Source organism: Paraburkholderia sp. Ac-20340 (assembly GCF_017104965.1).
GTDB lineage: Bacteria > Pseudomonadota > Gammaproteobacteria > Burkholderiales > Burkholderiaceae > Paraburkholderia.
Genome location: NZ_JAAGPR010000017.1, coordinates 31,382 through 55,995 on the forward strand (window position 1 = coordinate 31,382; position 24,614 = coordinate 55,995).

Annotated in this window: 21 protein-coding genes; 9 read left to right on the top strand and 12 right to left on the bottom strand. The window is 64.7% G+C overall.

Annotated features, from left to right (window positions below):
- Positions 1 to 97 precede the first annotated feature (97 nt).
- From G3N59_RS20710 to hutC, 5 genes are read left to right on the top strand one after another with little or no spacing between them, the layout of a single operon-like run.
- Positions 98 to 820 carry an ABC transporter permease subunit gene (locus tag G3N59_RS20710; RefSeq protein ID WP_205984495.1) on the top strand — a complete coding sequence of 241 codons (723 nt, stop codon included), beginning with the start codon at positions 98 to 100 and terminating at the stop codon, positions 818 to 820.
- Positions 821 to 864: 44 nt separating this feature from the next.
- Positions 865 to 1,611, top strand: a complete 747-nt coding sequence (locus tag G3N59_RS20715) for an ABC transporter permease subunit (RefSeq protein WP_205984496.1) — start codon at positions 865 to 867, stop codon at positions 1,609 to 1,611.
- Positions 1,612 to 1,644: 33 nt separating this feature from the next.
- Entirely contained in the window at positions 1,645 to 2,436 is a 792-nt protein-coding gene (locus tag G3N59_RS20720; RefSeq protein ID WP_205984497.1) for an ATP-binding cassette domain-containing protein, read from the top strand.
- A 46-nt stretch (positions 2,437 to 2,482) separates the two neighbouring features.
- Positions 2,483 to 4,126 carry a histidine ammonia-lyase gene (gene hutH, locus G3N59_RS20725; RefSeq protein ID WP_205984498.1) on the top strand — a complete coding sequence of 548 codons (1,644 nt, stop codon included), beginning with the start codon at positions 2,483 to 2,485 and terminating at the stop codon, positions 4,124 to 4,126.
- A gap of 50 nt (positions 4,127 to 4,176) precedes the next feature.
- The gene (gene hutC, locus G3N59_RS20730) at positions 4,177 to 4,926 is read left to right on the top strand and encodes a histidine utilization repressor (protein ID WP_205984499.1); all 750 of its coding nucleotides are present in this window, start codon (positions 4,177 to 4,179) and stop codon (positions 4,924 to 4,926) included.
- Positions 4,927 to 4,968: 42 nt separating this feature from the next.
- Here hutC and G3N59_RS20735 read toward each other — a convergent pair whose 3' ends face one another.
- The 11 genes from G3N59_RS20735 to G3N59_RS20785 all read right to left on the bottom strand — a co-directional run bounded on the left by G3N59_RS20735 (position 4,969) and on the right by G3N59_RS20785 (position 20,177).
- The gene (locus G3N59_RS20735) at positions 4,969 to 6,468 is read right to left on the bottom strand and encodes an efflux transporter outer membrane subunit (protein ID WP_205984500.1); all 1,500 of its coding nucleotides are present in this window, start codon (positions 6,466 to 6,468) and stop codon (positions 4,969 to 4,971) included.
- Positions 6,461 to 7,684 (bottom strand): efflux RND transporter periplasmic adaptor subunit, encoded by a 1,224-nt coding sequence (locus tag G3N59_RS20740; RefSeq protein ID WP_205984501.1) that lies wholly within the window; start codon positions 7,682 to 7,684, stop codon positions 6,461 to 6,463. The genes G3N59_RS20735 and G3N59_RS20740 overlap by 8 nt, the downstream gene beginning before the upstream one ends.
- A complete protein-coding gene (locus G3N59_RS20745) occupies positions 7,674 to 10,952 on the bottom strand; it encodes an efflux RND transporter permease subunit (protein ID WP_205984502.1) in 3,279 nt (1,092 codons plus the stop codon). Before G3N59_RS20745 ends, G3N59_RS20740 begins: the two co-directional genes overlap by 11 nt.
- Positions 10,953 to 11,198: 246 nt before the next feature.
- On the bottom strand, positions 11,199 to 11,873 hold the full coding sequence (locus tag G3N59_RS20750; protein WP_205984503.1) for a response regulator transcription factor: 675 nt from the start codon (positions 11,871 to 11,873) through the stop codon (positions 11,199 to 11,201).
- A gap of 47 nt (positions 11,874 to 11,920) precedes the next feature.
- Positions 11,921 to 12,886: a LysR family transcriptional regulator gene (locus G3N59_RS20755; protein ID WP_205984504.1), complete on the bottom strand. Its 966-nt coding sequence runs from the start codon at positions 12,884 to 12,886 to the stop codon at positions 11,921 to 11,923.
- 196 nt (positions 12,887 to 13,082) lie between these two features.
- Complete coding sequence (locus tag G3N59_RS20760; RefSeq protein WP_205984505.1) at positions 13,083 to 13,472, bottom strand: hypothetical protein; 390 nt, start codon at positions 13,470 to 13,472, stop codon at positions 13,083 to 13,085.
- 258 nt (positions 13,473 to 13,730) lie between these two features.
- On the bottom strand, positions 13,731 to 16,235 hold the full coding sequence (locus G3N59_RS20765) for a TonB-dependent siderophore receptor (RefSeq protein WP_205984506.1): 2,505 nt from the start codon (positions 16,233 to 16,235) through the stop codon (positions 13,731 to 13,733).
- A gap of 118 nt (positions 16,236 to 16,353) precedes the next feature.
- Positions 16,354 to 17,403, bottom strand: coding sequence for a FecR domain-containing protein (locus G3N59_RS20770; protein ID WP_346777909.1), 1,050 nt, complete (start codon positions 17,401 to 17,403; stop codon positions 16,354 to 16,356).
- 24 nt (positions 17,404 to 17,427) lie between these two features.
- Positions 17,428 to 17,943, bottom strand: a complete 516-nt coding sequence (locus G3N59_RS20775; RefSeq protein WP_205984507.1) for a sigma-70 family RNA polymerase sigma factor — start codon at positions 17,941 to 17,943, stop codon at positions 17,428 to 17,430.
- 192 nt (positions 17,944 to 18,135) lie between these two features.
- Positions 18,136 to 19,131: an alpha/beta hydrolase gene (locus G3N59_RS20780; RefSeq protein ID WP_205984508.1), complete on the bottom strand. Its 996-nt coding sequence runs from the start codon at positions 19,129 to 19,131 to the stop codon at positions 18,136 to 18,138.
- Between the two features lie 71 nt (positions 19,132 to 19,202).
- Positions 19,203 to 20,177, bottom strand: a complete 975-nt coding sequence (locus G3N59_RS20785) for an alpha/beta fold hydrolase (RefSeq protein WP_205984509.1) — start codon at positions 20,175 to 20,177, stop codon at positions 19,203 to 19,205.
- Between the two features lie 92 nt (positions 20,178 to 20,269).
- Here G3N59_RS20785 and G3N59_RS20790 point away from each other — a divergent pair, with 92 nt between their 5' ends.
- On the top strand, positions 20,270 to 21,196 hold the full coding sequence (locus G3N59_RS20790; protein WP_205984510.1) for a LysR substrate-binding domain-containing protein: 927 nt from the start codon (positions 20,270 to 20,272) through the stop codon (positions 21,194 to 21,196).
- Here the strand turns inward: G3N59_RS20790 and G3N59_RS20795 are convergent.
- Complete coding sequence (locus G3N59_RS20795) at positions 21,177 to 22,166, bottom strand: helix-turn-helix domain-containing GNAT family N-acetyltransferase (RefSeq protein WP_205984511.1); 990 nt, start codon at positions 22,164 to 22,166, stop codon at positions 21,177 to 21,179. The genes G3N59_RS20790 and G3N59_RS20795 overlap by 20 nt on opposite strands.
- A gap of 178 nt (positions 22,167 to 22,344) precedes the next feature.
- Between G3N59_RS20795 and G3N59_RS20800 the strand changes: the two genes are divergently transcribed.
- From G3N59_RS20800 to G3N59_RS20810, 3 genes are read left to right on the top strand one after another with little or no spacing between them, the layout of a single operon-like run.
- The gene (locus tag G3N59_RS20800) at positions 22,345 to 23,577 is read left to right on the top strand and encodes an MFS transporter (RefSeq protein WP_346777914.1); all 1,233 of its coding nucleotides are present in this window, start codon (positions 22,345 to 22,347) and stop codon (positions 23,575 to 23,577) included.
- Positions 23,578 to 23,615: 38 nt separating this feature from the next.
- A complete protein-coding gene (locus tag G3N59_RS20805) occupies positions 23,616 to 23,810 on the top strand; it encodes a hypothetical protein (protein WP_205984512.1) in 195 nt (64 codons plus the stop codon).
- 9 nt (positions 23,811 to 23,819) lie between these two features.
- Positions 23,820 to 24,557 carry a response regulator gene (locus tag G3N59_RS20810; protein ID WP_205984513.1) on the top strand — a complete coding sequence of 246 codons (738 nt, stop codon included), beginning with the start codon at positions 23,820 to 23,822 and terminating at the stop codon, positions 24,555 to 24,557.
- Positions 24,558 to 24,614 lie beyond the last annotated feature (57 nt).

Genomic DNA, 24,614 nt, shown 5'->3' on the forward strand with positions numbered 1-24,614 from the left:
AGGCCCGCGTGGCCTTCCAGGCGGATTTGCCGGATCGTTCGCTTGTTCGTTGCTTCTTCGTTGCTGGTTCGTCGCTTGTTAGTTTGAGGTAGTCATCATGTCAGTGATCGAAATGCTCGGCTTCGGCGCCGAGGGCTGGGGCGGCGTCCTGCTGCTGGGCGCGCTCATGACGGTCGTGCTCACCATCGCCGCGCTGGCGCTGGGCGCCGTGTTCGGCGGCCTCATCGCGGCGGCCAAGCTCTCGCGCTTTCGCGTATTGCGCGTGCTGGGCGACTGCTACACCACGGTGTTTCGCGGCGTGCCCGAACTGCTCGTCATCTATCTGTTCTACTTCGGCGGATCGGCGCTGGTGACGAGTATCGGCCAGCTGTTCGGCGCCGATGGTTTCGTCGGCGTGCCGCCGTTCGCGATCGGCGCGGTGGCCGTGGGCATGATCTCCGGTGCGTATCAGGCCGAGGTGTATCGCGCCGCCGTGCTGGCGGTTTCGCGCGGCGAACTGGAAGCCGCCCGCGCGATCGGCATGCCGACGCTGACGATGGCGCGCCGCATCCTGATTCCGCAGGTATTCCGCTTCGCGTTGCCGGGCATCGGCAATGTGTGGCAGCTCAGTCTCAAGGACTCCGCACTGATTTCCGTGACGGGTCTGGCCGAGTTGCTGCGCGCAAGCCAGGTGGCGGCAGGATCGACGCATCAGTACTTCCTGTTCTTCGTCGCTGGCGGCGCGCTGTATCTGGCCATGACGGGCGTCTCGAACCGCATCTTCGGCCGCGCCGAAGCGTATGTCGGCCGCTCCTTCAAGCGCAATTTCGCGCGCAACTGATTCCACCTCTACGCGAATACGCACATCAAGCGGCGGACCCCGACATGCATATCGATATCGACTTTCTGCTCGACACGCTGCGCCAGTTGATCGCAGCCGTGCCGACCACGCTCGAACTGTTCTTCGCCTCGCTCGTGCTGGGCGGCCTGCTTTCGCTCGTGATCGTGGCCATGCGCGTTTCGCCGCGCTGGCTGCCCAATCGCTTTGCGCGCGCCTACATTCTGGTGTTTCGCGGCTCGCCGCTGCTGATCCAGATGTTTCTCGTCTACTACGGCCTCGGCCAGTTCGGCGTGATCCGCGAAAGCTTTCTCTGGCCCGTGCTGCGCGAACCTTATGTGTGCGCCGTGCTGTCGCTCGCACTTTGTACCGCGGGCTATACGGCGGAAATCATTCGCGGCGGCCTGATGGCCGTGCCGGTGGGCCAGATCGAAGCCGGCTATGCGGTGGGTCTCTCGGGCTTTTCGCTGCTGCGTCGCGTGATCGGCCCGATCGCGCTGCGCCAGTGTCTGCCCGCCTATTCCACCGAAGCCGTGCTGCTCGTGAAATCCACTGCGCTGGCCAGTCTCGTCACGGTCTGGGAAGTCACGGGCGTGGCGCAACAGATCATTCAGCAGACGTATCGGACCACTGAAGTGTTTGCCTGCGCCGCGCTCATCTATCTCGCGCTCAACTTCTTCGTGGTGCGTTTGATCGGCATGCTGGAAAAGCGCCTTTCGCGCCATCTGCGCGGTGCGCCGACTGCACCTGCGCGCAAGCTGACGTCGCTCGAAACGCCGCGCGCCGCATCCTGACCTGATCACCCCGGACATCTACGGAGTCACCCCATGAACGCAGCCGCACCGGTCGCCCTGTCCGTCAAGAACATTCACAAGTCCTTTGGCGAGCATCATGTGCTGAAAGGCATTTCGCTCGACGCCCATAAAGGCGATGTCATTTCGATTCTCGGCGCGAGCGGCTCGGGCAAGAGCACGTTTCTGCGCTGCCTGAATCTGCTGGAAATGCCCGACGACGGCACCGTCGCGCTCGAAGGCGAAGCGCTGAAAATGAAGCGCCGCCGCGACGGCAAACTGCAGCCGGAAGACCGCCGCCAGGTGGATCGCGTGCGCTCGCAACTGGGCATGGTGTTCCAGAACTTCAATCTCTGGTCGCACATGACGGTGATGCAAAACCTGATCGAAGGCCCGATGCGCGTTCTCAAGCGCACGCGCGCCGAAGCCACCGAAGAAGCCGAAGCGCTGCTCGCGAAAGTGGGCCTCGCAGACAAGCAGGGCCATTATCCCGCGCATCTTTCGGGCGGCCAGCAGCAGCGCGTGGCGATTGCCCGCGCGCTGGCCATGCATCCGAAAGTCATGCTGTTCGACGAGCCGACTTCGGCGCTCGATCCCGAACTGGTCGGCGAAGTGCTGCGCGTGATGCGCGCGCTCGCGGAAGAAGGCCGCACGATGCTGGTCGTCACGCACGAAATGGGTTTCGCCAAGCACGTATCGAATCGCGTGATGTTCCTGCATCAAGGTCTAGTCGATGCGGACGGCACGCCGCAGGAAGTGTTCGGCGAACTGAAGTCGGAGCGCTTCCGCCAGTTCGTATCGAGCCATCAGGACCGCAACGCTCACTAAACGTAGTTCAACGCAGTCTGTACGGAAATATTCAGGTATCCCGATCATGGCCGTCATCCGTTCCGAACGTCCGCTTGAATGGCGCGAGATCGCCGCTGTCGCCGCTGGCGAACCGCTGCAACTCGCCGATGAAGCACGTATGCGCATTCGCCAGGCGCGCGCGCTGGTCGATCAGATTGTCGTGCGCGGTATTCGCGCCTATGGCGTGAATACGGGCGTAGGCGCGCTTTGCGACGTGGTGGTGTCGCCGTCCGAGCAGCACGATCTCTCGCACAACATCCTCATGAGCCACGCCGTGGGCGTGGGCGCGCCGCTGGGCGCGCAGGAAACGCGCGCGATCATGGCCGCGGCGATCAACAACTACGCGCACGGCCATTCGGGCGTGCGCGTGGAACTGGTCGAGCAACTCGAGGCGCTCCTGAACGCCGATTGTCTGCCCGAAGTGCCCGCGTTCGGTTCGGTCGGTTATCTGAGCCATATGGCGCATATCGCGCTGGTCTGCGTGGGCGCGGGGCACGTGCGCTGGCATGGCGAGCGTCTGAGCGGCGCGCAGGCGCTCGAACGTCTTGGGCTGCAACCGCTTTCGCTGCAGGCCAAAGAAGGCTTGAGCCTCGTGAACGGCACGCCTTGCGTGACGGGGCTGGCTGCGCTGGCGCTGGAGCGCGCGCAGCGTCTGCTCGACTGGTCCGATGCCGTCGCGGCCATGAGCTTCGAAAATCTCGGCGGCCAGATGGCGGCGTTCGACGCGCAGTCGCTGGCGTATCGCGTCTCGCCGGGGCTGGCGCAAGTGGGCACGCGCATGCGCGCGGCGCTTGCCGAAAGCGGTTTGCTGGCCGCCGCATTGGGCCGCCGTACGCAGGACCCGCTGAGCATGCGCACGATTCCGCACGTGCATGGCGCGGCGCGCGACGTACTCGCCGCGACCGCCGGCATCGTCGACCGCGAACTGGCTTCGGTCACCGATAACCCCATCGTCGATGGCACGCCCGACGCGCCGCAGGTGTTCTCGCAGGCGCACGCCGTGGGCGCATCGATCGCGCTGGCGATGGACAGTCTCGCCGCCGCCGTCGCGCAGGTCGCGGCGATGGCCGAGCGCCGGCTCGACCGCCTCGTCAATCCGCTCGTCAGCGGTTTGCCCGCGTTTCTCGCGCATGCAGGCGGCACGCGTTCGGGCTTCATGATCGCGCAGTACACGGCGGCTTCGCTGGTCGCGCAGAATCGTCGCGACGCCGCGCCCGCGAGCCTCGATGGCGGCGTGACCTCGGGCCTGCAGGAAGACCACCTGTGCCACGCCACGCCCGCCGCGCTCAAGGCGCTGGCCGTGATCGAGAACAGCAGCCGCATTCTGGGCATCGAGTTGCTGGCCGCCGCGCAGGCCTACGATCTGCAACCCGTCGATGCCGTGCGCGCGCCGTACACGGAAACGCTGTACAGCCGCATTCGCAGCGTGCTGGCGACGTATCGCGACGATCGTCCGCTGGCGGGCGATATGTCGGTGGCGTTCCGCATGATCGCCGATGGCAATCCGCCGCCGCTGCCGGACCCGCAGACCGCGCAGCCGCACGCCGATCGTCTCGCCTGCGCGCCGCAGCCGGCGTTGCATGACGTTGCGCCTGGCGCGGCGACTTCCGCGAACGATGCGCTGGCTGATGCGCTGCCTGATGCGCTAGCTGATGCGGTCGGCCACTGAGACACGCCGTTCGCACTGAACCGAACGAAGCCGAAGGAATCGCCACGACGATGAACACCGACGCTTCCCTGCTCGCATCCGCAGCCGCGCCATGCGCCAGCCGCACACGCCGCACCGCGCCGCCTTATGAACAGATCAAGCGCTACGTGCTGGAGCGCGTCGAAAACGGCACCTGGAAGCCGGGCGACGCGATCCCGTCCGAAACGGTGCTCGTGAAGGAATTTGGCGTCGCGCGCATGACCGTGTCGCGCGCGCTGCGCGAATTGACGAACGACGGCGTGCTCACGCGCGTGCAGGGTTCGGGCACCTTTGTCGCGCCGCGCGATTATGAATCGACGGTATTGGAGATCCGCAATATCGCCGATGAAATCGCCGCGCGCGGCCATCGCCACACGGCGCGCGTGCTCGCGCTGCAAACCAGCGACGACGAAGCCGCGCTGCTTTCGCTAGGCGTGGCGCGCGGGCCGGTATTTCATTCGCGCATCGTCCATTACGAAGAAGGCGAGGCGATCCAGTACGAAGACCGTTTCGTGAATCCCGCGCTGTTTCCGCTGTATCTGCAGCAGGATTTCACGCAGGAAACGCCGAATCACTACATGGTGCGGCTCGCGCCGATCCAGCGCGCCGAGTTTCGTATCTACGCGCGCAAGCCCGATGCTTACGTGCGTCATCAACTCGATATGGAAATCGGCGAGCCTTGCCTGATGGTCGAGCGCCGCACGTGGGTGGGCGAGGTGGTGGCGACGTCGGTGCAGCTCTGGCACGCGGCGTCGCGTTTTCATCTGGCGGGGAAGGTGTAAAAAAGCGGGCATGCCTTGGCTGGTCATGCCCGCCTTGTTACGTCAGGACGCTGTTTTTGCGTCGGATTTTGCGTCAGGTTTTGCGTCGGCGTTGGCATCGAGTTGCTGCGTGCTCCAGCCGCCGCCGATCGCCTGAATCAGGCCCACGGTTGCGTTCAGCCGCCGCGTATCCAGTTCCAGCGACGAAATCTGCGTGGACAACGCCGTCGTCTGCGCCGTCACCACATCCAGATAACTCACCACGCCATCGCGGTAACGCGACATCGACAGCGTCAGCGTGCGCTGGGCGGCCGTGAGCGCCTCGTCTTCGCGTTGCGCTTCGTCGCCCAGATGGTGCAGCAGCGCGAGATTGTCCTCGACCTGCTGGAACGCATTGAGCACGGTGGCCTTGTAATCGGCGCCGTTCTCGGCGAGCTTCGCGCGCGCTTCACGCACCTTCGCCTTGCGCAGGCCGCCGTCGAAGATCGTCTGCACGAGCGTCGGGCCGATCGACCACATCTCATTGGGCGCGGCCAGCCACGGGCTGAAGGTGTCGCTCTGGAAACCGCCGTCCAGACCCAGCGACAGATCCGGGAAGAACGCGGCCTTCGCCACGCCGATCTCCGCATTGGCCGAGGCCACGCGGCGTTCGGCCGCCGCGATGTCCGGGCGCCGTTGCAGCAGCGCCGAAGGCAGCCCGGCGGGCAGATTCGGCAGATGTGGGCGCAGCGTGTCGGACGCGACGTTGAAGTCGGACGCCGGCACGCCGATTAGCGTGGCGATCGCGTGTTCGTAGAGGGCGCGGCGCGCGCTCACGTCGTCGGCGGAAGCCTGCGCGGCGGCGAGCTGATTCTGCGCGCGCGACACGTCCAGATCGGAAGCGATGCCGCCGCGATGGCGGCTCTCGGTCAACTCCAGCGCGTGACGGTAGGCGGCGATCGTATCGTCGAGCAGCTTCGACTGCTGGTCGAGACCGAGCAGGTTGAACCAGGTCGTCGCGAGCTTTGCCTGCAGGCTCAGTTGCAGCGAAGCGAGATCGGCCGCGCTGGCCTCGCTCGTGGCCTGGCCGGCCTTCACTTCGTTGCGCACCTTGCCCCACAGATCGAGGTCGTAGCCGATGCCCACATCGAGCGTGTTCGCGTTGTACACGTTCGGCTGACCCGAGCCGCGCAGCGGGCGCAACGCCGACTGCCGGTCGCGCTGCACCTGCGCACCGAGGCCGATGGTCGGCAACAGCGCCGATTTGGCCTGGGCGGTGAGCGAATCGGCTTCGTCGTGACGCGCGAGCGCGGCGGCGATGTTCGGGTTGGCCTTGGCGACCTTCGGCTCGAGCTGGTCGAGCATCGGATCATGGAAGACTTTCCACCAGCCGTCGCGCGGCAATTCGTCGGCGGGCTGCGCCATCTGCCAGCCGCCGGTTTCCTTGAAGTGCGTCGGGATCGCTGCGGCGGGCGCGTGATAGACGGGCGCGAACGAGCACGCGCCCAGCAACGCGGTCGTTGCGAGCGCAACCAGCTTCAAGCGCCCGCGCGCCAGAGAGGGCAGGGGGAACCGCTTAACCATGCGCCTGCTCCGCGTCGTGCGACGCATTGGCCGATGCGGTCTTCGCGGGCGCATTGGTCGCCGCCGTGGCGGCGAGGCGCACCACATCGCCGTTCGTCAGCGAATCGGGCGGGTTGTCGATCACGCGTTCGCCCGCCTTCAACCCTTCGATGATTTCCACGCGCGTGCCCAGATCGGTGCCGATCGTCACGTCGCGCAACTGCACCTTATGGTCGTCGCCCGCGACGGCCACCTGCATGCCGTGCGAGCGGAAGATCAGCGCGCTGGCGGGCACGAACAGGGCGTGCGCGTCGCCGGGCATCGCCAGATGGACTTCCGTGTACTCGCCGGGGAACAGCATGCCCTGCTTGTTGTCGACGGAAAGCTGCACGAGCATCGTACCCGACGTGGGCGAGATCGACTGGTCGGTATCGACGAGCTTCGCATCGAACTGCATGCCCGGGCGCTCCGGCACCGTGAGCGTGGCGTGCATGCCCGGTTTGATCGACGCCGCGTCGCTCTGCGGCACGCTCACGTAGACGCGCAACTGGCTCGCGTCGGACACCGTGAAGAGTTCCGGGCCGCTGCCGCTGCCCGCGCTGATGAGCGCGCCCACGTCGGTCTTGCGCGCCGTCACCACGCCGTCGAACGGCGCGGTCAGACGCTTGAACGATTCGAGCGCTTCGAGGCGGCGCACGTTCGCCTGATTGGCGTCCACGGTGGCCTGCTTGGCGATCAGGTCCGAGGTCTTTTCATCGGCTTCCTGCTGCGAAACCGAATCCTGCTTGAGCATCTCGATCCAGCGCTTCGCGGTGGTGGCCGCGAGCTTTTCGTTGGCGATCGAGTTCTGCAGATCGGCGCGCGCCTGCTGAAGCTGCTGATCGAGATCGGGCGTATCGATCACGCCCAGCAACTGGCCCGCCTTCACATGTGTGCCGATATCGGCGTACCAGGCATGCAGATAGCCGGAGACGCGCGCGTAGATCGGCGCGTTGATATACGCGGCCAGATGGCCGGGCAGCACGAGCGCCTGCGAGGCCGGGCTCGGCTCGGGCAGCACGGTGGCGACCGTGGGCACGGCCTGGGCGTCGGTCCAGGACGTGAGTTCCTGATGCGCGTGCACGCGGCTGAACAGACCGCCGGAGACGATCCCGGCGGCGACCATCAACGCCACGGCGGCGACGGACTTCAGATGGCGCAGCGATTGCGGCGGGGCGATGTCGACTTCAGTGGACATGGGATTCTCCCTCGAGGGCGGGTTGTTCCAGAGTGGGGATGGTGGCGTGCGGTTCGTCGTTATCGGCATCGTCGTGACCATCGCCGCGGTCATTGCGGTGCACGAGGCTGAACACCACGGGCACGAACAGCAGCGTCGCCAGCGTCGCGCACAGCAGGCCGCCGATCACGGCGCGGCCGAGCGGGGCGTTCTGTTCGCCGCCGTCGCCCATGCCGAGCGCCATCGGCGCCATGCCGATAATCATCGCCAGCGCCGTCATCAGCACCGGACGGAAGCGCGTGAAGCCGGCTTCCATGGCGGCGCGCAGCGCGTCGCCGGTGACGGCCAGACGTTCGCGGGCGAACGACACCACCAGAATCGCGTTGGCGGTCGCCACGCCCATGCAGAGAATCGCGCCGGTGAGCGCCGGGACGGACAGCGGCGTGTGCGTGGTGAACAGCATCCAGACGATGCCCGCGAGTGCGGCCGGCAACGCGCAGACGATCACGAACGCATCGGCCCACGAATGGAAGTTCACGACGATCAGCAGATAGATCAGCAGCACCGCGCCCGCGAGACCGAGCAGCAGGCCCGTGAACGCGCTGTTCATGGTCTGCACCTGGCCGCGCATCGTCACGGTCGAGCCCTTCGGCACGTCCTTGGCGGTAGCGTGGATGGCCGCCTGGATTTGCGACGCCACCGCGCCCAGATCGGCACCTTGCGTGGTCGCGTAGATGTCGAACAGCGGCATGATGTTGTAGTGCGAGACCACGGCGTCGGCGGTGCCGCGCGTGATCGTGGCGATGCCGCCGAGAATCTGCGAGCCGCCGGTCTTGCTCGTGACCGGCAGATTCTGCAGATCGGAGAGCGTGGTCATGCGGTATTGCGGCGTCTGCGCGACGATCGGATACGACACGCCGTTCTTCGGGTTGAGCCAGTAGGTAGGCGACACCTGGCTCGTGCCCGACAGGCTGGCCACCACGGAGTTCGTCACGTCCTGCTCGGTGATGCCGAGTTCATCCGCACGCGAACGGTCGACGGCCACGGTCAACTGCGGATAGGTCGAGGCCTGCTGGATACGCGGATCGGCCACGCCCGGCACTTTGGCGACCAGACGCAGCAGCTCGTTGGCGTACTGCTTGTTCGCTTGCATGTTCGGGCCGCTGACCTGCACGTCGATCGGTGCGGGCGCGCCGAAGTTCAGGATCTGGCTGACGATATCTGCAGGCAGGAACGAGAACGTCGTGCCCGGGAACAGACGCGGAAGTTGCGTGCGCAACATTTTCACGTACTGCGCGGTGGGCGCATGATTTTCGCCGAGCGAAATCATGATGTCGCCGTCCTGCGGCCCGATCGTGCCGCTATTGTTGTACGTGAGGTTGATACCGCTGTTCGGCAGGCCGATATTGTCGATGATGCTCGTAAGCTGGTCGGCCGGAATCGCATGGCGCACCGTGTCTTCGATATGGTCGAAGAGGTCGGCGGTGTCTTCCACACGCGTGCCGATCGGCGCGCGCACGTGAATTTCGATTTCGCCCGAATCGATATTCGGGAAGAAGTTGCGGCCAAGGAACGGCACCAGCGCGAACGACAGCATCACGATGGCGAGAAAGCCCACGACGAAGCGCTTGCGATGCGTGAGTGCAAGACCCAGCACGCCGCGATAACCGGCGCGAATGCGCTCGAAGCGACGCTCGAAACCGCGCTGGAAACGCACCAGCGGATTGCGCGAAACTTTGACGTGATCGTGCGCGCCATGCGGTGCCATGATGGCCGCGAGTTCGCCCGATGCGTGACCTTGCGACGCGTGCGGCTTGAGCAGGTAGCGCGCCATCATCGGCACGAAGGTACGCGAAAGAATGAACGACGCGATCATCGCGAAGATCACGGATTCGGCCATCGGCACGAACAGGTAGCGTGCGATACCGTCGAGCAGCAGCATCGGCACGAACACGATACAGATACACAGCAGCGAAACCAGTGCGGGCGCAACGATCTGCGCGGCGCCGTCGAGAATCGCACTGCGCACGTCCTTGCCTTGTTCCAGATGCCAGTTGATGTTCTCGATCGTCACCGTGGCATCGTCGACGAGAATACCCACCGCTAGCGCGAGCCCGCCCAAGGTCATGACGTTGAGCGTTTCGCCGCAGGCCGCGAGACCCGCGATAGCCGCAAGCACGGCCAGCGGAATCGACGCCGCAATGATGAGCGTCGAGCGCCAGCTACCGAGGAACAGCAGGATCATGGCCGAAGTCAGTGCAGCCGCGATAATGCCTTCGCGCGCCACGCCGCTCACGGCGCCCTTCACGAACACCGACTGATCGCCCAGCGGCACGAGCTTGAGGCTAGGCGGCAGCGACTGTTCGATCAGCGGCAGCTTGGCCTTCACGCCCGCGATGATGTCGAGCGTCGATGCCGAGCCGTTCTTGAGAATCGACATCAGCACCGCACGGTGACCGTCCACGCGCACGATATTGCCTTGCGGCGGATAACCGTCGCGCACGTGCGCCACGTCGCGCATATAGATCACGGCGCCATCCACCGTTTTAATCGGCAGATTGTTGAGCGCGTCGATCGACAACGGGCTGTTGTTCAGGCGCACGTTGTATTCGAACTGGCCGATCTTCTGCGTGCCCGCAGGAATGATCTGGTTCTGCTGCGCGAGCGCATTCGCCACGTCCTGCGCGGAGAGCTTGCGCGCCTGCAGCGCCTGCGGATTCAGGTCGATCTGCACTTCGCGCGTCTTGCCGCCATATGGCGTGGGAATCGCAACACCCGAAACGGACAGCAATTGCGGCCGGATAAAGTTGGTTGCGTAGTCACCGAGTTGCTGCTCGTTGAGCTTGTCGCTCGTGAGCGCAAGCTGCAGCACCGGCACCGTGGACGCGTTGTAGTTGAGAATCTGCGGCGGTGTGGTGCCGGGCGGCATCTGCTTCAACACGGTCTGCGAAACCGAGGTCACCTGCGCCGTGGCGGTGCGAATATCCACGGTTGGCTGGAAGAAGATTTTCACGATGCCATAGCCGCGGAACGACTGCGATTCGATGTGGGCCACATCGTTGACAGTCGTGCCGAGCGTGCGCTCGTAATAGGTGACGATACGTCCCGACATGTCGTCGGGTTGCAGACCGGCGTAATTCCACACCACGCTAATCACGGGAATGCGGATATCCGGGAAGATATCGGTTGGCGTGCGTAACGCAGCGAGCGGGCCAGCGATCAGGATCAACAGGGCCAGCACGATGAACGTGTACGGACGGTTCAAGGCCAGCCGGACGATTTTCAGCATCAGAAGGGGCTCCGTTCAGAACATCGGCGCCGGTTCCCGTCGCGTACCGGTGCGCCCAGATGGCGCAAAAAAAGCGTGAAAAGTACGGGAAACTACTGTGGAACCGACGCCGGTATTGTGGCGGGCGGGGTGTAACGTCCTGCAACCAGACAGATGAAAGAAGTTTTATTTATCGACTGGTTTTTTTAACAAAAAGGACTACGAATCGCTGAATAAAAAAGTTTATTCGCAATGGCGTCAATTCGATTAACCGAGCAGATAACCGGAGCCGCGTATCGTGCGAATCAGCGAAGGCTCGCCAGGCGTATCCACGCGATTGCGCAGACGTCCCACATGCACATCCACCAGGTTCGTGCCCGGATCGAAACGGCCGCCCCAGACGCCTTCGAAAATCATCGTGCGCGTGAGCACCTGGCCCGCGTGGCGCATCATGAATTCGAGCACGCGTAATTCGGTGGGACGCAGGCGCAGCAATTTGTCGCGGCAGGTGAGCTTGCGCTTGACCAGATCGAGTTCGATCGGGCCGACGCGCAGCACCGTTTCCGCTGCAACCGGGCGCGTGCGGCGGCGCACGAGCGCTTCCACGCGCGCGGACATTTCGTCGATCGAAAAAGGCCGCGTGAGGTAATCGTCGCAACCGGCGCGCAGCCCCTGGATGCGTTCTTCCACACCGGTGGTGGAACTCATGACGATCACGGGCGTTTCGATGCCCACGCCGCGCATGGTGGTGACGATGGTGAGCCCGTCGAGATCGGGCAGGCGGCGCTCGAGCGCGACCACGTCATAGTCGCCGGCCATCACCATGGCGATGCCTTCGCGGCCGGAGCGCGCGACATCGACGGTGAAGCCTGTGGAGGCGAGCGTGGGGACGACGCTTTGTTCCGTGACAGCGTCGTCTTCGATGGTCAATATTCTGGGCATGGCTTTCCAGGAGTCGAGGCGGGATGATCGCGCGGATCATCCATGAATCAGGCGGCGTATTGCGCAACTGCGCGCAGCGTGTGCGGCATGGCATGGGTGGCGGGAAGGTGATGCGCCGGCGCGGGCTGGCCGCGAAACTGCTCGACGGCGAAGTCGATAAAGCTGCGCACTTTCATCGTCAGATAATTGCGGCCCGAATAGACGATCGACACGTGCTGCATGCCGCCGTTGACATCGTAGGCATTGAGCACCGGCAGCATGACGCCGCGCGCGATATCGTCGGCAACCAGCGGCAGCGGCAGCAGCGCCACGCCCATATCGGCGAGCGCGGCGGCGCGCACCGTGGCATAGCCGCTGGCGGTGAGCGGGCCACTCACGTTCACGCGTTGCACGCCTTCGGCGTTGGCGAATTCCCAGCTACGCGGCGCGTCCGATACGGCGAGCAGATCGTGCTGCGAGAGATCGGCGGGCGTGCGCGGCATGCCTTTGCGCGAGAGATAGGCGGGCGTGGCCACCACCAGTTCCTTCACCGATGTGAGCTTGCGGCTCACGAGCGAAGCGTTGACCTGCTGGCGGTCGGTGGCGAAGCAGACGTCGTAGCCGCCTTCGATCATGTCGATATGGCTGTCGTAAGCGGTCACGTCGAAATCCACCCGCGGATTCACGCCGCGATACGCGCCCAGCAGCGCGCTGAGGGCACCGCTTGCGAATACCGAAGGCGCGGCAATGCGCAGCACGCCGCTCGGGTCGCGCGTGGCGCGCACGAGTTCGGATTCGACTTCGTCGAGCTTGTCGATTACTGCGCGGCAGCCATCCAGATAGAGACGGCCCGCTTCGGTCAGCGAAAGACTGCGCGTCGAGCGGTTCAACAGACGCATATTCAGATGCGCTTCGAGCATGCCGACGCTGCGCGTGACCGCCGCGGCGGACATGCCGAGTTGCTTGCCCGCGAGGCTGAAGCTGCTCAGATCGACAACGCGCGTGAAAACGCGCATGGCTTGTAGCTGGTTCATTTGGCGAGTCCTTGCCGATAATGGCGAGAAGGCTCAGGGCCGCGCGCAGCATGCCCTGAATGGAAGGGACGAACGGGCGCAGCGCACGCGTGGACAATCACGCATGACGGCGCAGGCCCGCTCGCGCTGCGCGCGGGTCCGTATTCACGAGTTGAACGGTTGGCGCGGCGGATTATTCCGCTACGCCGTGTGCGGCCTAATTCGGCAACGCGTGCATGGGGAAGCGCGCCTCGCGCTGCGCGGCGGCTTCGTGCGCGCTCAGGGCGTCCTTGAGGCGCTGCATGCTTTCGGTCGGAATGGCAAAGCCGGCCCAACCCAGGCCGGTATGGCGCAGAAATACCACCGCGCCGTCGAACAGCGGATTGCGTTCGGTGTACCAGCACGGATCGATTTCGAGCACGTATTGATGCGAGCGCAAAGGCTGCTCGGGTACGGCCGGGCGCATTTGTGCGCGCAGCTTGCTCAATTCTTCGATCAGGCCGTCTACGTCGGCGGTATCGAGCAGCGCGGCATGGCCGTCGATATTCACGCTGACCGCGTGCTCGCCATATTCATTGATGAGTTCGACCGACATCGGCTTTTGCATGGTGCATTCCTCGCAGTCCAGAAACTGGAAGGAATTATCGGTTCCGGCCCGGCATCGGTGTTTTAAGTTGCCGCTCACTCAACATGAAAACTAATTTAGAAAACGGCGAGACGTGCGTGATTTTGCGCGTGTGCAGAAGGTGGGATGGCGGGAAAAGGCGAGAAGAATGAAGCCTGCGTTCACGCGTCAAATGACAGCCGTGTCATATAACGCGCGAACGCAAAAATAATCCGCAATGGACTATTTCAGTTACGACAATTACCAGTGGTATTTGAGCCCTGCAAAAACCTGGCGACCATATCCATACGCACAATAATTACCGTAGTAACACGACGCCACATAAGTCTTGTTCAACAGATTCTGCGCGTTGATATAGACCTCCGAACCCTTCAGGCGCGGAATCGCGTAACCGAGGTCGTAGCGCAATGCCGCGTCCAGCAGGAAGAAGCTGCGCACCTGGAAGCTGTTGTCGGTGCTATAGGTTGCGCCCGTATAACGTCCGCCGCCGCCGATCGACAGACCCGCCAGCGGGCCGCCATGAATCGTGTAATACGCCCACAGCGACGCCTGGTTCGACGGAATTGCGGCCAGATGCTTGTCCTGCAGACCGCTGTTGTCCTTCGTGTAGATCGTGTTCAGGTACGTGTAGCTCGCGGAAACGTCGAGCGAACGCGTGAGGCTGACCTTCGCTTCGAGTTCGACGCCGCGCGAACGCGCTTCGCCCGCTTCGGAGTAATAGGAAGGATTGCTCGCATCGGCGGTCAGCAGGTTCTTGCGCGTGAGATCGAAGATCGCCGCCGTGAACAGCGCGTTGTAATGCTTCGGCTGATACTTGATGCCCAGTTCGTATTGACGGCCGCGCTCGGGATCGAAGGCCTTGCCGTTGATGTCCGTGCCCGACTGCGGCGAGAAGGACTCCGAATAACTGAAGTACGGCACGATGCCGTTATCGAACAGATAGCTGATACCGCCGCGCCACGTAAAGGCGTGATCGTTCTGCCACTGGCGCGTGTTGTCGGTGATGTCGTTCGTGACCGTGTTGGCCCAGTCCTGGCGCACGCCCAGCGTCATCAGCACTTTCTTGTAGCGCAACTGGTCCTGCGCGTAGACGCCGTACTGGTTGCTGCTCGCGCGCGTGGTGGTGCGCGCGGGGTCTTCCACCGCTGCGCCATACACGGGATCGAACACGTCGATCGAAGGCGCGCTGCCATAACCGGTCGCGTAGGTCGTGGCCATGTGCTGATAATCGAAACCGGCCAGGACGGTGTGATCGACGGGACCGGTGGAGAAGTTGCCTTCCACCTGATTGTCGATGGCGAACGAATTCATCTGCTCGTTCGATGCGATCGAATTGCGGTCGAGCGTGCGGTAATCGTCTTCGAGACTGCTGCCGTAGACGCTCGCGTAGTCTTCGCTGATGTGGTAGTAGCGGGCGTTCGAACGCACCTTCCACGTATCGTTGAGCGCGTGCTCGAACTGATAACCCACCGCTTCCTGAGTGCGGCTGAAGCGTTCGAAATTGGCCTCGCCGTCATAGAAGCTGCGCCCGATCGTGCCGAGCGGATCGTACAGCACGGTGCCGACCGCCGGCACGCTGCCATACGACGTGCTGGCCGGATCGCGCTGATAGAGCGCGTAGAGCGTGAGCGTGGTTTTCTCGTCGGGGCGCCAGGTGAAGGAGGGCGCCACCGCCACGCGCTCGTTGCGCGTGCTGTTGACCTGACCGTCTTCCTGGCGGCCGATGGCCGTGAAGCGATACAGATAGTGCTGGTCGCCGGCGATCGGGCCGGAGAAGTCCATCGTCGCCTGTTGATGGCGATCGTTGCCGAACTCCACGCCCAGTTCGTGATACGGCTGCACGGTCGGCAGTTTGCTTTCCTGGTTGATCAGGCCGCCGGCGTTCGCCTGGCCGTAGAGCACCGAAACCGGCCCGCGCAGCACGTCGATGCGATCCATCAGATACGGATCGACCTGCGGCACCGAATACATGCCGTTCTGGATCTGCTTGAGGCCGTTCCAGTAAGTGTCCGCGCTGAAGCCGCGAATATTGAGCATGTCGTAGCGCGTGGCGACGCCACCGCGCGTTTCCGTGCTGACGCCCGCTTCGTAGCGCACGGCGGCGTTCAGCGTCTGCGCGTTCTGCTCGTTCATCTGGTCGCGCGTGACGACCGAGATCGACTGCTGCGCTTCGACAATCGGCGTGCCGGTTTTGGTGCCCGTCGAACTCCATTTGGCGACGACGCCTTCGGTCGGGCCATACGGGCTGTCGCTCTGCCCGGCCACCTTGACGGCGGGCAGCGTGGTGTCGTCGGCTGCGGTGCCGGCCGCGGCCGGACGCGCACGCACGAGCCACACGCCGGTGCTGCTCTGCGCGATTTCGAGCTTGGTGCCCGCCAGCAGCGTGCTGAAGCCGTCCGCAACCGAATAGCTGCCGTGCAGCCCTTTGCTCGCAAGACCGTCGACGAGGCTTGCGTCGAGCTGCACGGTCACGCCGGCCTGCATCGCGAAATCGGAGAGCGCGGTGCCCAGCGGCCCGGCGGCGACGTCATAGGTCTTGCTGGCGGCCGCCGTGGCAGCGGCCTGTGCCGCGAACGCGGGCGTGGCGCAGAGTCCGCCCAGCGCGAGGCTGGCCGGAATCGCGCGCAAGGCGAGCGCAACCGTCGCGCTCGACGTGACGCGGCGGGCGGCGAACAGAGGAAAACGCGAGCGGGCGGCGTGGCGCGCAACGGGCTCGGATGCGCGGCGGGGCCGGCGTGCAGACATGGAAACTCCTGATCGGACGATGTGTGTTGAATCGGTTGATACGTGCTTGACACGCGAGATCAGGAAAGGGGACACGGATTCGCAAAATTTTTTTGCGCCTGCCGACAGCCCGGAAAACTCAGGCCGCGCCGCCTGGGGATGCGGGCTGTGGACCCGGCACGACCGTCACCCAGTAGCGCGTGCGCCAGATCACCTGCACCGGCAGCGTTTCGGGCAGCGCGGCGAGGATGTTGTCGGTATCGGCGAGCTGGAACGCGCCGGAGATATGCAGATCGGCCACCGCCGGATCGCAGCGCACGAGGCCCGGCCGGTAGCGGCTCAACTGGTCGAGGAAATCGGCCAGACGCACGCGCTGCGCGAACAGCACGCCGCGCGTCCAGTCCGCGTCGTGCGGATCGGCGCTCGTGAGACCGTCGATGCTGGTCGCCGTGAAGCGCGTCTGCTCCCCGGCGGCGACGATGCGCGCGAGATGCGGCGCGTCGGCTGGCGTGACTTCCACTGCGCCGTGATAGACCGCGACGTGCGTGTCGCCGTCCTGGCGCACGACAAAGCGCGTGCCGAGCGCGCGGATGCGGCCATCGTCGGTTTGCACGATAAAGGGCCGCGCGGGTGTCTGCGGATCGGGCGCGGTTTCCACGAGGATTTCGCCGGCGTCCAGGCGCACGCGCCGCTCGTGTGCGTCGAAGTCGACGTCGAGCGCGGTGGCGGTGTTCAGATCCACGCGCGTGCCGTCGGCGAGCATCAGCGTGCGGCGCTCGCCGGTGGCGGTGCGCGCGTCGGCGCACCAGACGCGCCACGGCGTCGTGCGCCAGGCGAGCCAGGCAGTGGGCCCGGCGACCAGCAGCACGCTCAGCGTCTTGATGGCCGCGCGACGTTGCGCGGGATCGGCACGCGTGCCCCGTGTGCCGCGCTCAGCACGCGTGAGCGTCGGCATGCCCACACTCGCGGGCAGCGCGTCGAACTTCGCGTGAAGCCGTTCGGCGCGCCGCCACGCGCGCGCGTGTTCGGGATGCGCGGCACGCCAGCGCGTGCACGCGTCGATCTCTTCGGGCGTGGGATTGTCGGCCAGACGCACGAGCCATTCGGCCGCCGCGCGCGCGACATGGCGCTCGAGCGGACGTTGATCGTCGTCGGTGCCCGCGTTCGTGTTGTCGATCTGGCCGTTCACGGCGCCGTCCTCATCGCGCCATCCTCACAGCACCATCATCAGGCAGGCTTCGAAGGCATCGGCCATATAGCGCTTGATCGTGCGCTCGCTCACCTGCAGGCGTTCGGCGATCTCGACGTAAGTCAGCCCTTCGAGTTGCGCCAGCAGGAACGCCATGCGCACTTTCGGCGCGAGACTGTCGAGCATCGTATCGACTTCATGCAGCGTTTCGAGGATCACGAGGCGCTCTTCGGTCGACGGCACCTGCGGTTCCGGCAGACTCGCGAGCGCGTCGAGAAACGCCTGTTCGAGCGACAGACGCCGGTAGTGATTGATGAGCACGCGGCGCGCGACCGTCGTGAGATAGGCGCGCGGCTCGCGCAGTTCGTGCGCGCCCAGGCGCTCGTGCGCGCTCAGGATGCGCAGGAAAGTGTCGTGCGCGAGATCGGCGGCTTCGAAGGCATCGCCCAGCTTGCGGCGCAGCCAGCCATGCAGCCAGCCGTGATGATCGCGATAGAGCGCGTGCACCTGTTGTTGCGCATCGATCATGACGGCGGACATCGAGCAAACCCCTTGTTTCCCGCGCCGCTGGCCGGTGCAGTCGGCCGGACTATGCGACCTGAATACGAATGATTTGCATTTATATCGTGAGATTACAGATTGCGCAACAATTTCAGCAATGAAAAAAGGGGCTCGAATAGCCCCTTTGCAGTGAATCGATTGCCAGCGCCCGATGGCGCGAGCGTCAGCGCGTCAGCGCATCGCGCCGTGCACGGCCGGATCGCGCAGGAAGTCGAGCAGCAGCGCGTTGACTTCGTCGGGCCGCTCCTGCTGGACCCAGTGGCCGGCTTCGGGAAGCAGCACTTTCTTCGTCAGGCGCGGCACGTGGTCCTGCAACTGTTCGTAGGCCTTCGCCATCATGTGGATCACGCCGTCCTGCTCGCCCGCGACGAACAGCGCGGGCTGCTGGATGCGCGCGCCGTCGAGAAAGGGCGTGAGCGCCCAGTTGCGATCGAGATTGCGATACCAGTCGATCGAGCCGCGAAAGCCGCTCTTCGCGAACTGCGCGGCGAATGTGTCGAGATCGGCGGCGGGCAGCCAGCCCGGCAGCGTCTCGGGATACGCGAGGCTATCGACGAAACGCTGGTGCTTTTCGAAGCCGATAAAACCCTTGCGCCGATGCTCGGGATGCCGACGGCTCTCGCCGCCCGCCGTGTAGTAGATGCCGAGCAGCGACTGGCGGATATCGGCTTCCAGTTCGCGTTCGACGCGGCCCGGCGCCTGAAAATAGTCCTGATAGAAGTGCTTTTCGAGCGTATGCGTCTGGAAGTAAGCGGCGGGCCGCACGCGCGAGCGCGGCAGATACGGCACGCTCAATAGCGCGAGGGCGCGGAACATGTCGGGGCGCAGCAGCGCTGTCGTAGCCGCGACGATGGAACCCCAGTCGTGGCCCGCGAGGATCGCGCGCGTTTCGCCGAGCGCGTGCACGAGGCCGACCAGATCGCCGGTCAGATTCAGGATGTCGTAGGAGGCGGTGTCGAGCGGGACTTCGGTATCGCCATAACCGCGCTGGTCCGGCGCGACCACGCGATAACCGGCGGCGGCGATCGCTTCCATCTGATGGCGCCACGAGTACCAGGACTCGGGCCAGCCGTGGCAGAGCAGCACGAGCGGACCTTCGCCGTGCTCGACGTAGTGCATGCGGATGCCGTTCGTGTAGGCGTAACGGTGTGCGAATGATGCGCTCATGGAGGCTCCTCGGAGGATCGCTGCGCCTGCACGATAGCAGATTTTGGGTGGAAAAGAACGGTCGGTCTATTTTATTCGGTGGCGAGTGCGGATGGCTCGATGACCTTGGCGATATGGATCGCGGAAACCACCTGGCCCGGCGCATCCCCCGGCAGTTTTTCCGCACGTAACCACTGCACCACGAGCGGCCACAGCGTTTCCTCGAACCGGCTATGAAAAAACGCGAAATGGCCGATTTCATCCACGCCGATCTGCGCCGGCGCAATGCGCAGATGCGTGCGCGGCGCACGCGTGAAATAAGCCAGCAAACGCTCGATGGCAGGCGTCGTGCCGAAGGGATCGTCGCTGAGGCTGATCGCGAGAACCGGCGCGGGGAACGCAGCCAGGCGCTTCACCAGCGCCGAACGTGCGCCTGGCGCACGCGCGTGAGTCTCCTCGAAGCGCGCCCGGCTACGGCTCCACGAAAGCGCGACACCGCGTGGCGTATCCTCCATCCAGCCCAACCGCTTTGCCGGAAAGTAGCCGCACATCCACGTCAGCAGCGGCATGACTGCATGCCACTTGAGCAACATCGGCAAGCGGCTGCGCGGCGCGTAATCACGCCAGTAAGCGTACTGCGCGCCCACCGTCACTACCCGGCGAATCGACCCGCCAGACGGCGCCAGCCCCGTCACCAATCCGCCGATGCTATGCGCCACCACATCGACCGGCTGGCCTGCAAACGCCTCGCACGCATAACGCAGCGCCGCTTCGAAATCGCGCTCGCCCCAATCGAGCCAGGTCGCGTCGAGATCGGCCAGCCGCGCAGGCCGCGATGCGCCGATGCCGCGATAGTCGTACACGAGCACATCCCAGCCATGCCGATGCAGGCACGCGGCAAAGCGAAAGTAATAGCGGCAACGCACGGACGTGGCCGCATTGACGATCGCAAGCGGGCGCGGCGAGCCATCGGCCAGCGAGCGCGTGCCATGCCGCCAGACGAAGCCGCCGGGCGTGAAGCCATCGGCGGCGTGCAGGCGCACCGGTGTGGGCGGATGTTCGGTCATATGAGCGTAGTCCAGAGGCGACCCCGTCATTGAACTTGACCCAGCCGTCGCGCTCAATCAATCTTCGTGCATCGTTCGCATGAGGCACACGCATGGCAATCCCGCTCGTCAAGCTACCTTCGCTCGATTTCATCCGTGGTTTTGTCGCCGTCGGGCGGCGCATGAGCATCACGCTCGCCGCCGAAGATCTCTGCCTCACGCAGTCCGCCGTGAGCCGTCAGGTCAACGCGCTCGAAACCCAGCTGGGCGTGCGTCTGCTCAATCGCGGTTATCGCTCGATCTCGTTCACGCCCGAAGGCGAGCGTCTCTTTCGCGCTGCCGAAGGCGCGGTCGGCCAGCTTCAGGAGGTGGTCGATGCGCTGATGCAGCCGCGCGTGCGCCAGCCTGTGACGATCACGGCGAGTCTGGGCGTGGCCGGGCTCTGGCTGCTGCCGCGTCTGGGCGCGCTGCAGGATCGTCATCCCGATGTCGATCTGCGCGTGGCCGCCACCGACAAGGTGCTCGACCTGCGCGCCGAAAACATCGATCTCGCGCTGCGCTACGCGCCCGCGAACGCGTCGCCGGGCGCGTCCGCCACGGCGCACCGGCTCTACGAGGAATATGTGCTGCCGGTCGCGCATCCGTCGCTGGGCGTGACGACGCTCGACGCCGCCACGCTCGCCCGCCACGTGCTGCTCGAATTCGAAGGCCCGCGCCGCCCGATGCTGCGCTGGCCCGACCATCTGGGCGTGCTCGGCCTCGAAGGCTTGCCCGCGCGCGGCGTGCTGCGCTTCAACCGTTACGACCAGGTGATCCAGGCGGCGCTGGCGGGGCGCGGCATCGCGCTGGGCCGCCTCGCGCTGGTTGCGCCGATGCTGGCGGATGGACGCCTCGTGGCCGTCGGCGAGGCGGGCGAGCCGACCGGTTACGCCTACTGGCTGCATCAGGCCGACGCCGCGCCGCGCGCGGACGCGGGCGCCGTGATCGAGTGGATTCTGGCCGAAGCGCGCGACGACCTTCTTACGGCCCGACGCGACTGAAACGTTGCTCCGTGACCGTCGTGCCCCACTGCGCGCCCGGCGCTTCGTCAGTCAGCGCAAAGCCGAACGACTCGTACAGATGCCGCGCGGCGTCGAGCCCCTTGAAAGTGCAGAGATACGTTTCGCGAAAGCCCAGCTCATCGACGAAACGCATGGCGCGCGTCATCAATTCGCGGCCCATGCCGCAGCCGCGCAAGGCATCGTCGACGATAAACCAGCGCAGATGCGCGATGCCCGTTTGCATATCGCCGTCGATGGCGAGCGATGCCAGCGTGCGGCCGTTCTCGACGCCCAGCCAGAGCGCCTTGCCCACCGCCGGCAGCGCGCCCGCGAACGCCGCGAGTTGCGTCGCGACCCTCTGCTCGAAGAACGCGCCGAAGCCCCAATGCGCGGCGTAAAAACGCGCGTGCAGACTCGCGATATCGCCGATACAGCCGGGCAGGTAGCCTTCGTGGACCTGTGGACCGCTTGCCTCGGCGGCGGTTGAGGCAGCGGCGTTTTTGTCTTTCGCGCCGTTGTCCTGCGCCAGCGCGTCCGCGTAGAGCGCGAGCGAGCGCAGCAGCGCCTGTTGGTCGGCGGGCATCATGCGGCGCAGCGCGCTGGAGACCTGATCGGTCGCGAAACGGTCGATCTTGCGGCGCAGCTTCTGGCCTTCCGCCGTGAGATGCAGCGTGGACGAGCGCGCGTCGTCCGCACAGGCGCGGCGCTCGACGAAGCCATCGGCTTCCAGACGCGCCACCTGGCGGCTGGTGTTCGATTTATCGAGACGCAGCGTCTGCCCCAGATCGCGCGCGTTGATGCCGGGCCGCATGCCGATCTCCAGCACGGCATGGACCGCCGACGGCGCAAGATCGCTTTCGGCCAGCGTCGAGCGCATGAAACCCAGCTCGCGCACCAGTTTTCGCGAGAAGTCGCGCAATTCGAGGATGGTGGTGTCGCGGTTCTGCGCGGGGGTATCGACGAAATCCATGATCGTTCCCGATGAAGAGTGATGGCCAGTCATCGATTCTAGTTGCGATTCGCAACTACTTCAAGGCGCATCGATGAACCTTCGCATGCGTCAGATGCATGCGAAGCGCGCCAAAAATTCACTTGAGCGTCCTGCACTGCGAGCGTTCTACTGCGTGCATGGCGGCATCGAGGAGACCATCGTGAGAGCAGCGGAAGACGCATGGCGGCAGCGCTGGCTGCTGGTCGCGGCGGGCGGCGTGGTAATGGGCGCGGCGCTGGGCGTGCGCAACGTGCAGGGGCTGTTCCTTTTGCCCGTGACGCTCGATCGCGGCTGGCCGCGCGAGACCTTCGGCCTTGCGCTGGCGTTACAGAATCTGCTGTGGGGCGTCGCGCAGCCGTTCACCGGCATGATTGCGGATCGTTACGGCTCGGCGCGCGTGATTTTCGCGGGCGCGTTGCTGTATGCGTTTGGCCTGGCGGTGATGGCGCACGCGCAATCGGTGGGCGTTTACACGTTGGGCGTGGGCGTGCTGATCGGCATCGCGTTGTCGGGCACGGCGTTCGGCGCGGTGTATGGCGCACTCTCGCGCCTCTTTCTCGCCGATCAACGCGGCTGGGCGCTGGGCGTCGCGGGCACGATCGGCGGGCTTGGGCAATTCTGGATGGTGCCGCTCGCGCAAGCGATGATCGGCTCGATCGGCTGGGCATCGGCGATCGGCGTGATGGCGGCGCTGATGCTCGCGACGGCACCGCTCGCGGCGTGGCTGCGCGACCGGCCCGCTGCGAACCCCGCGCGCGATTGCGCTGGCGACACGATGCGCGCAGCCGTGAAGGAAGCGCTCGCGCATCGCGGTTTCTGGCTGCTCAATCTGGGCTTCTTTTCCTGCGGTTTCCAGTTGGCTTTTATCGGCGCGCATCTGCCTGCCTGGCTGCTCGATCGCGGCATGAGCGCGCGCGATGCCAGCATGGCGCTGGCGATCATCGCGCTGGCCAATACGGCGGGGACGTTTTTGTGCGGCTACGCAGGCGGATTCTTGCGCCGTAAATATCTGCTCTGCGGTATTTACTTCACGCGCGCCGCCGCAATGGCACTGTTTATTACAGTGCCGCTGACGCCCGCGAGCCTTTACGTGTTCGCTTTCGTGATGGGATTGACCTGGCTTGGCACGGTGCCGCTGACCAACGGCATCGTCTCGCAGGTGTTCGGCGTGCGTTATATCGCCACGCTATTTGGTTTCGTTTTCTTCGGCCATCAGATCGGCAGCTTCTTTGGCGTGTGGCTTGGCAGCGTGGTTTTCGATGCTACGCATTCCTATGCATGGCTCTGGTATGGATCGATTGTGCTGGGCGTTTTGTCGGGTCTGCTGCATTTGCCGATCGACGACCGGCGCGTCGCGCGCTTCAACGCTGGCGCGGCACTATCGGCTTGAAGCGGCTTAAAGCGGCATAAGAGAAACATGAAACCCACATGGATTGCAGTGTCGATTGCGTTGCTGCTGGCGGCATCGAGCGCTGTGGCATTCGCGTACTGGCTCACGCCATCGATGCTATTGATGCTGCTTTCGGGGCTGACTTTTTGTGGTTGAATGCGCAACGAAATGCGCTGACAACAGAAAGAAAGGGTAAGGAAACGCCCCTCATGCCGGTACAGGCGCTGCTATAAAATTCGCGCATGAAGCCCTGTGTCCTCATAGTTGACGACGATCCCGTCGTGCGCGATCTGCTGAGCCGTTTTTTACGCTCGCATGAATTCGATACAGCAGTCCTGCACGACGGCAAGCATCTGCTGCGCCGCCTCGAACGCGAACGGCCTTCGATCGTCGTGCTGGACATCATGATGCCGCAGACCGATGGTCTCGAAGCCATCGCCGCGCTGCGCGAAGCCGGCGACGATATTCCCGTGATCTTCGTGAGCGCGCGCGGCAGCGTGTCCGACCGCATTCGCGGCCTCACGCTGGGCGCGGACGATTATCTGCCCAAGCCTTTCGATCCGCATGAATTGCTCGTGCGCATCCAGAACATCCTGCGCCGTCGCGGGCCTTCGACGGCCAGCGCGCCCGAGGTGCGTTCGCGCTATCAGTTCGGCCCGTTCGAACTCGACTTCACGATGCGCTCGCTGTCGCGCGGACAAACGCCGATCCCGCTGCGCGAAAGCGAATTCGCGCTGCTGAAGATCTTCGCGACTCACCCGTACAAAGTGCTCACGCGCACGCTGATACACGACATCGTGCATCGCGAGGCGCGCGAATTCCGCGAGCGCAGCCTCGACGTGCCGATCTGGCGTCTGCGCCGCGTGATCGAGGACGATCCGGCCGCGCCGCGCTATATCCACACGGTACGCGGCAAGGGCTACGTGTTCGTGCCCGATCCTTCGCAAACGCCCGACGCGCTGAACGAAAGCGCCACCTGAAGCCGCCGCCATAAAAAGCGCGCCGGCGAGACCGCCCGGCGCGTCAGGTACCACCGA

Coding starts and splice junctions, on each gene's coding strand:
- G3N59_RS20710 (WP_205984495.1), top strand. CDS start 98: ATGTCAGTGATCGAAATGCTCGGCTTCGGCGCCGAGGGCTGGGGCGGC.
- G3N59_RS20715 (WP_205984496.1), top strand. CDS start 865: ATGCATATCGATATCGACTTTCTGCTCGACACGCTGCGCCAGTTGATC.
- G3N59_RS20720 (WP_205984497.1), top strand. CDS start 1,645: ATGAACGCAGCCGCACCGGTCGCCCTGTCCGTCAAGAACATTCACAAG.
- hutH (WP_205984498.1), top strand. CDS start 2,483: ATGGCCGTCATCCGTTCCGAACGTCCGCTTGAATGGCGCGAGATCGCC.
- hutC (WP_205984499.1), top strand. CDS start 4,177: ATGAACACCGACGCTTCCCTGCTCGCATCCGCAGCCGCGCCATGCGCC.
- G3N59_RS20735 (WP_205984500.1), bottom strand. CDS start 6,468: ATGGTTAAGCGGTTCCCCCTGCCCTCTCTGGCGCGCGGGCGCTTGAAG.
- G3N59_RS20740 (WP_205984501.1), bottom strand. CDS start 7,684: ATGTCCACTGAAGTCGACATCGCCCCGCCGCAATCGCTGCGCCATCTG.
- G3N59_RS20745 (WP_205984502.1), bottom strand. CDS start 10,952: ATGCTGAAAATCGTCCGGCTGGCCTTGAACCGTCCGTACACGTTCATC.
- G3N59_RS20750 (WP_205984503.1), bottom strand. CDS start 11,873: ATGCCCAGAATATTGACCATCGAAGACGACGCTGTCACGGAACAAAGC.
- G3N59_RS20755 (WP_205984504.1), bottom strand. CDS start 12,886: ATGAACCAGCTACAAGCCATGCGCGTTTTCACGCGCGTTGTCGATCTG.
- G3N59_RS20760 (WP_205984505.1), bottom strand. CDS start 13,472: ATGCAAAAGCCGATGTCGGTCGAACTCATCAATGAATATGGCGAGCAC.
- G3N59_RS20765 (WP_205984506.1), bottom strand. CDS start 16,235: ATGTCTGCACGCCGGCCCCGCCGCGCATCCGAGCCCGTTGCGCGCCAC.
- G3N59_RS20775 (WP_205984507.1), bottom strand. CDS start 17,943: ATGTCCGCCGTCATGATCGATGCGCAACAACAGGTGCACGCGCTCTAT.
- G3N59_RS20780 (WP_205984508.1), bottom strand. CDS start 19,131: ATGAGCGCATCATTCGCACACCGTTACGCCTACACGAACGGCATCCGC.
- G3N59_RS20785 (WP_205984509.1), bottom strand. CDS start 20,177: ATGACCGAACATCCGCCCACACCGGTGCGCCTGCACGCCGCCGATGGC.
- G3N59_RS20790 (WP_205984510.1), top strand. CDS start 20,270: ATGGCAATCCCGCTCGTCAAGCTACCTTCGCTCGATTTCATCCGTGGT.
- G3N59_RS20795 (WP_205984511.1), bottom strand. CDS start 22,166: ATGGATTTCGTCGATACCCCCGCGCAGAACCGCGACACCACCATCCTC.
- G3N59_RS20805 (WP_205984512.1), top strand. CDS start 23,616: ATGGATTGCAGTGTCGATTGCGTTGCTGCTGGCGGCATCGAGCGCTGT.
- G3N59_RS20810 (WP_205984513.1), top strand. CDS start 23,820: ATGAAGCCCTGTGTCCTCATAGTTGACGACGATCCCGTCGTGCGCGAT.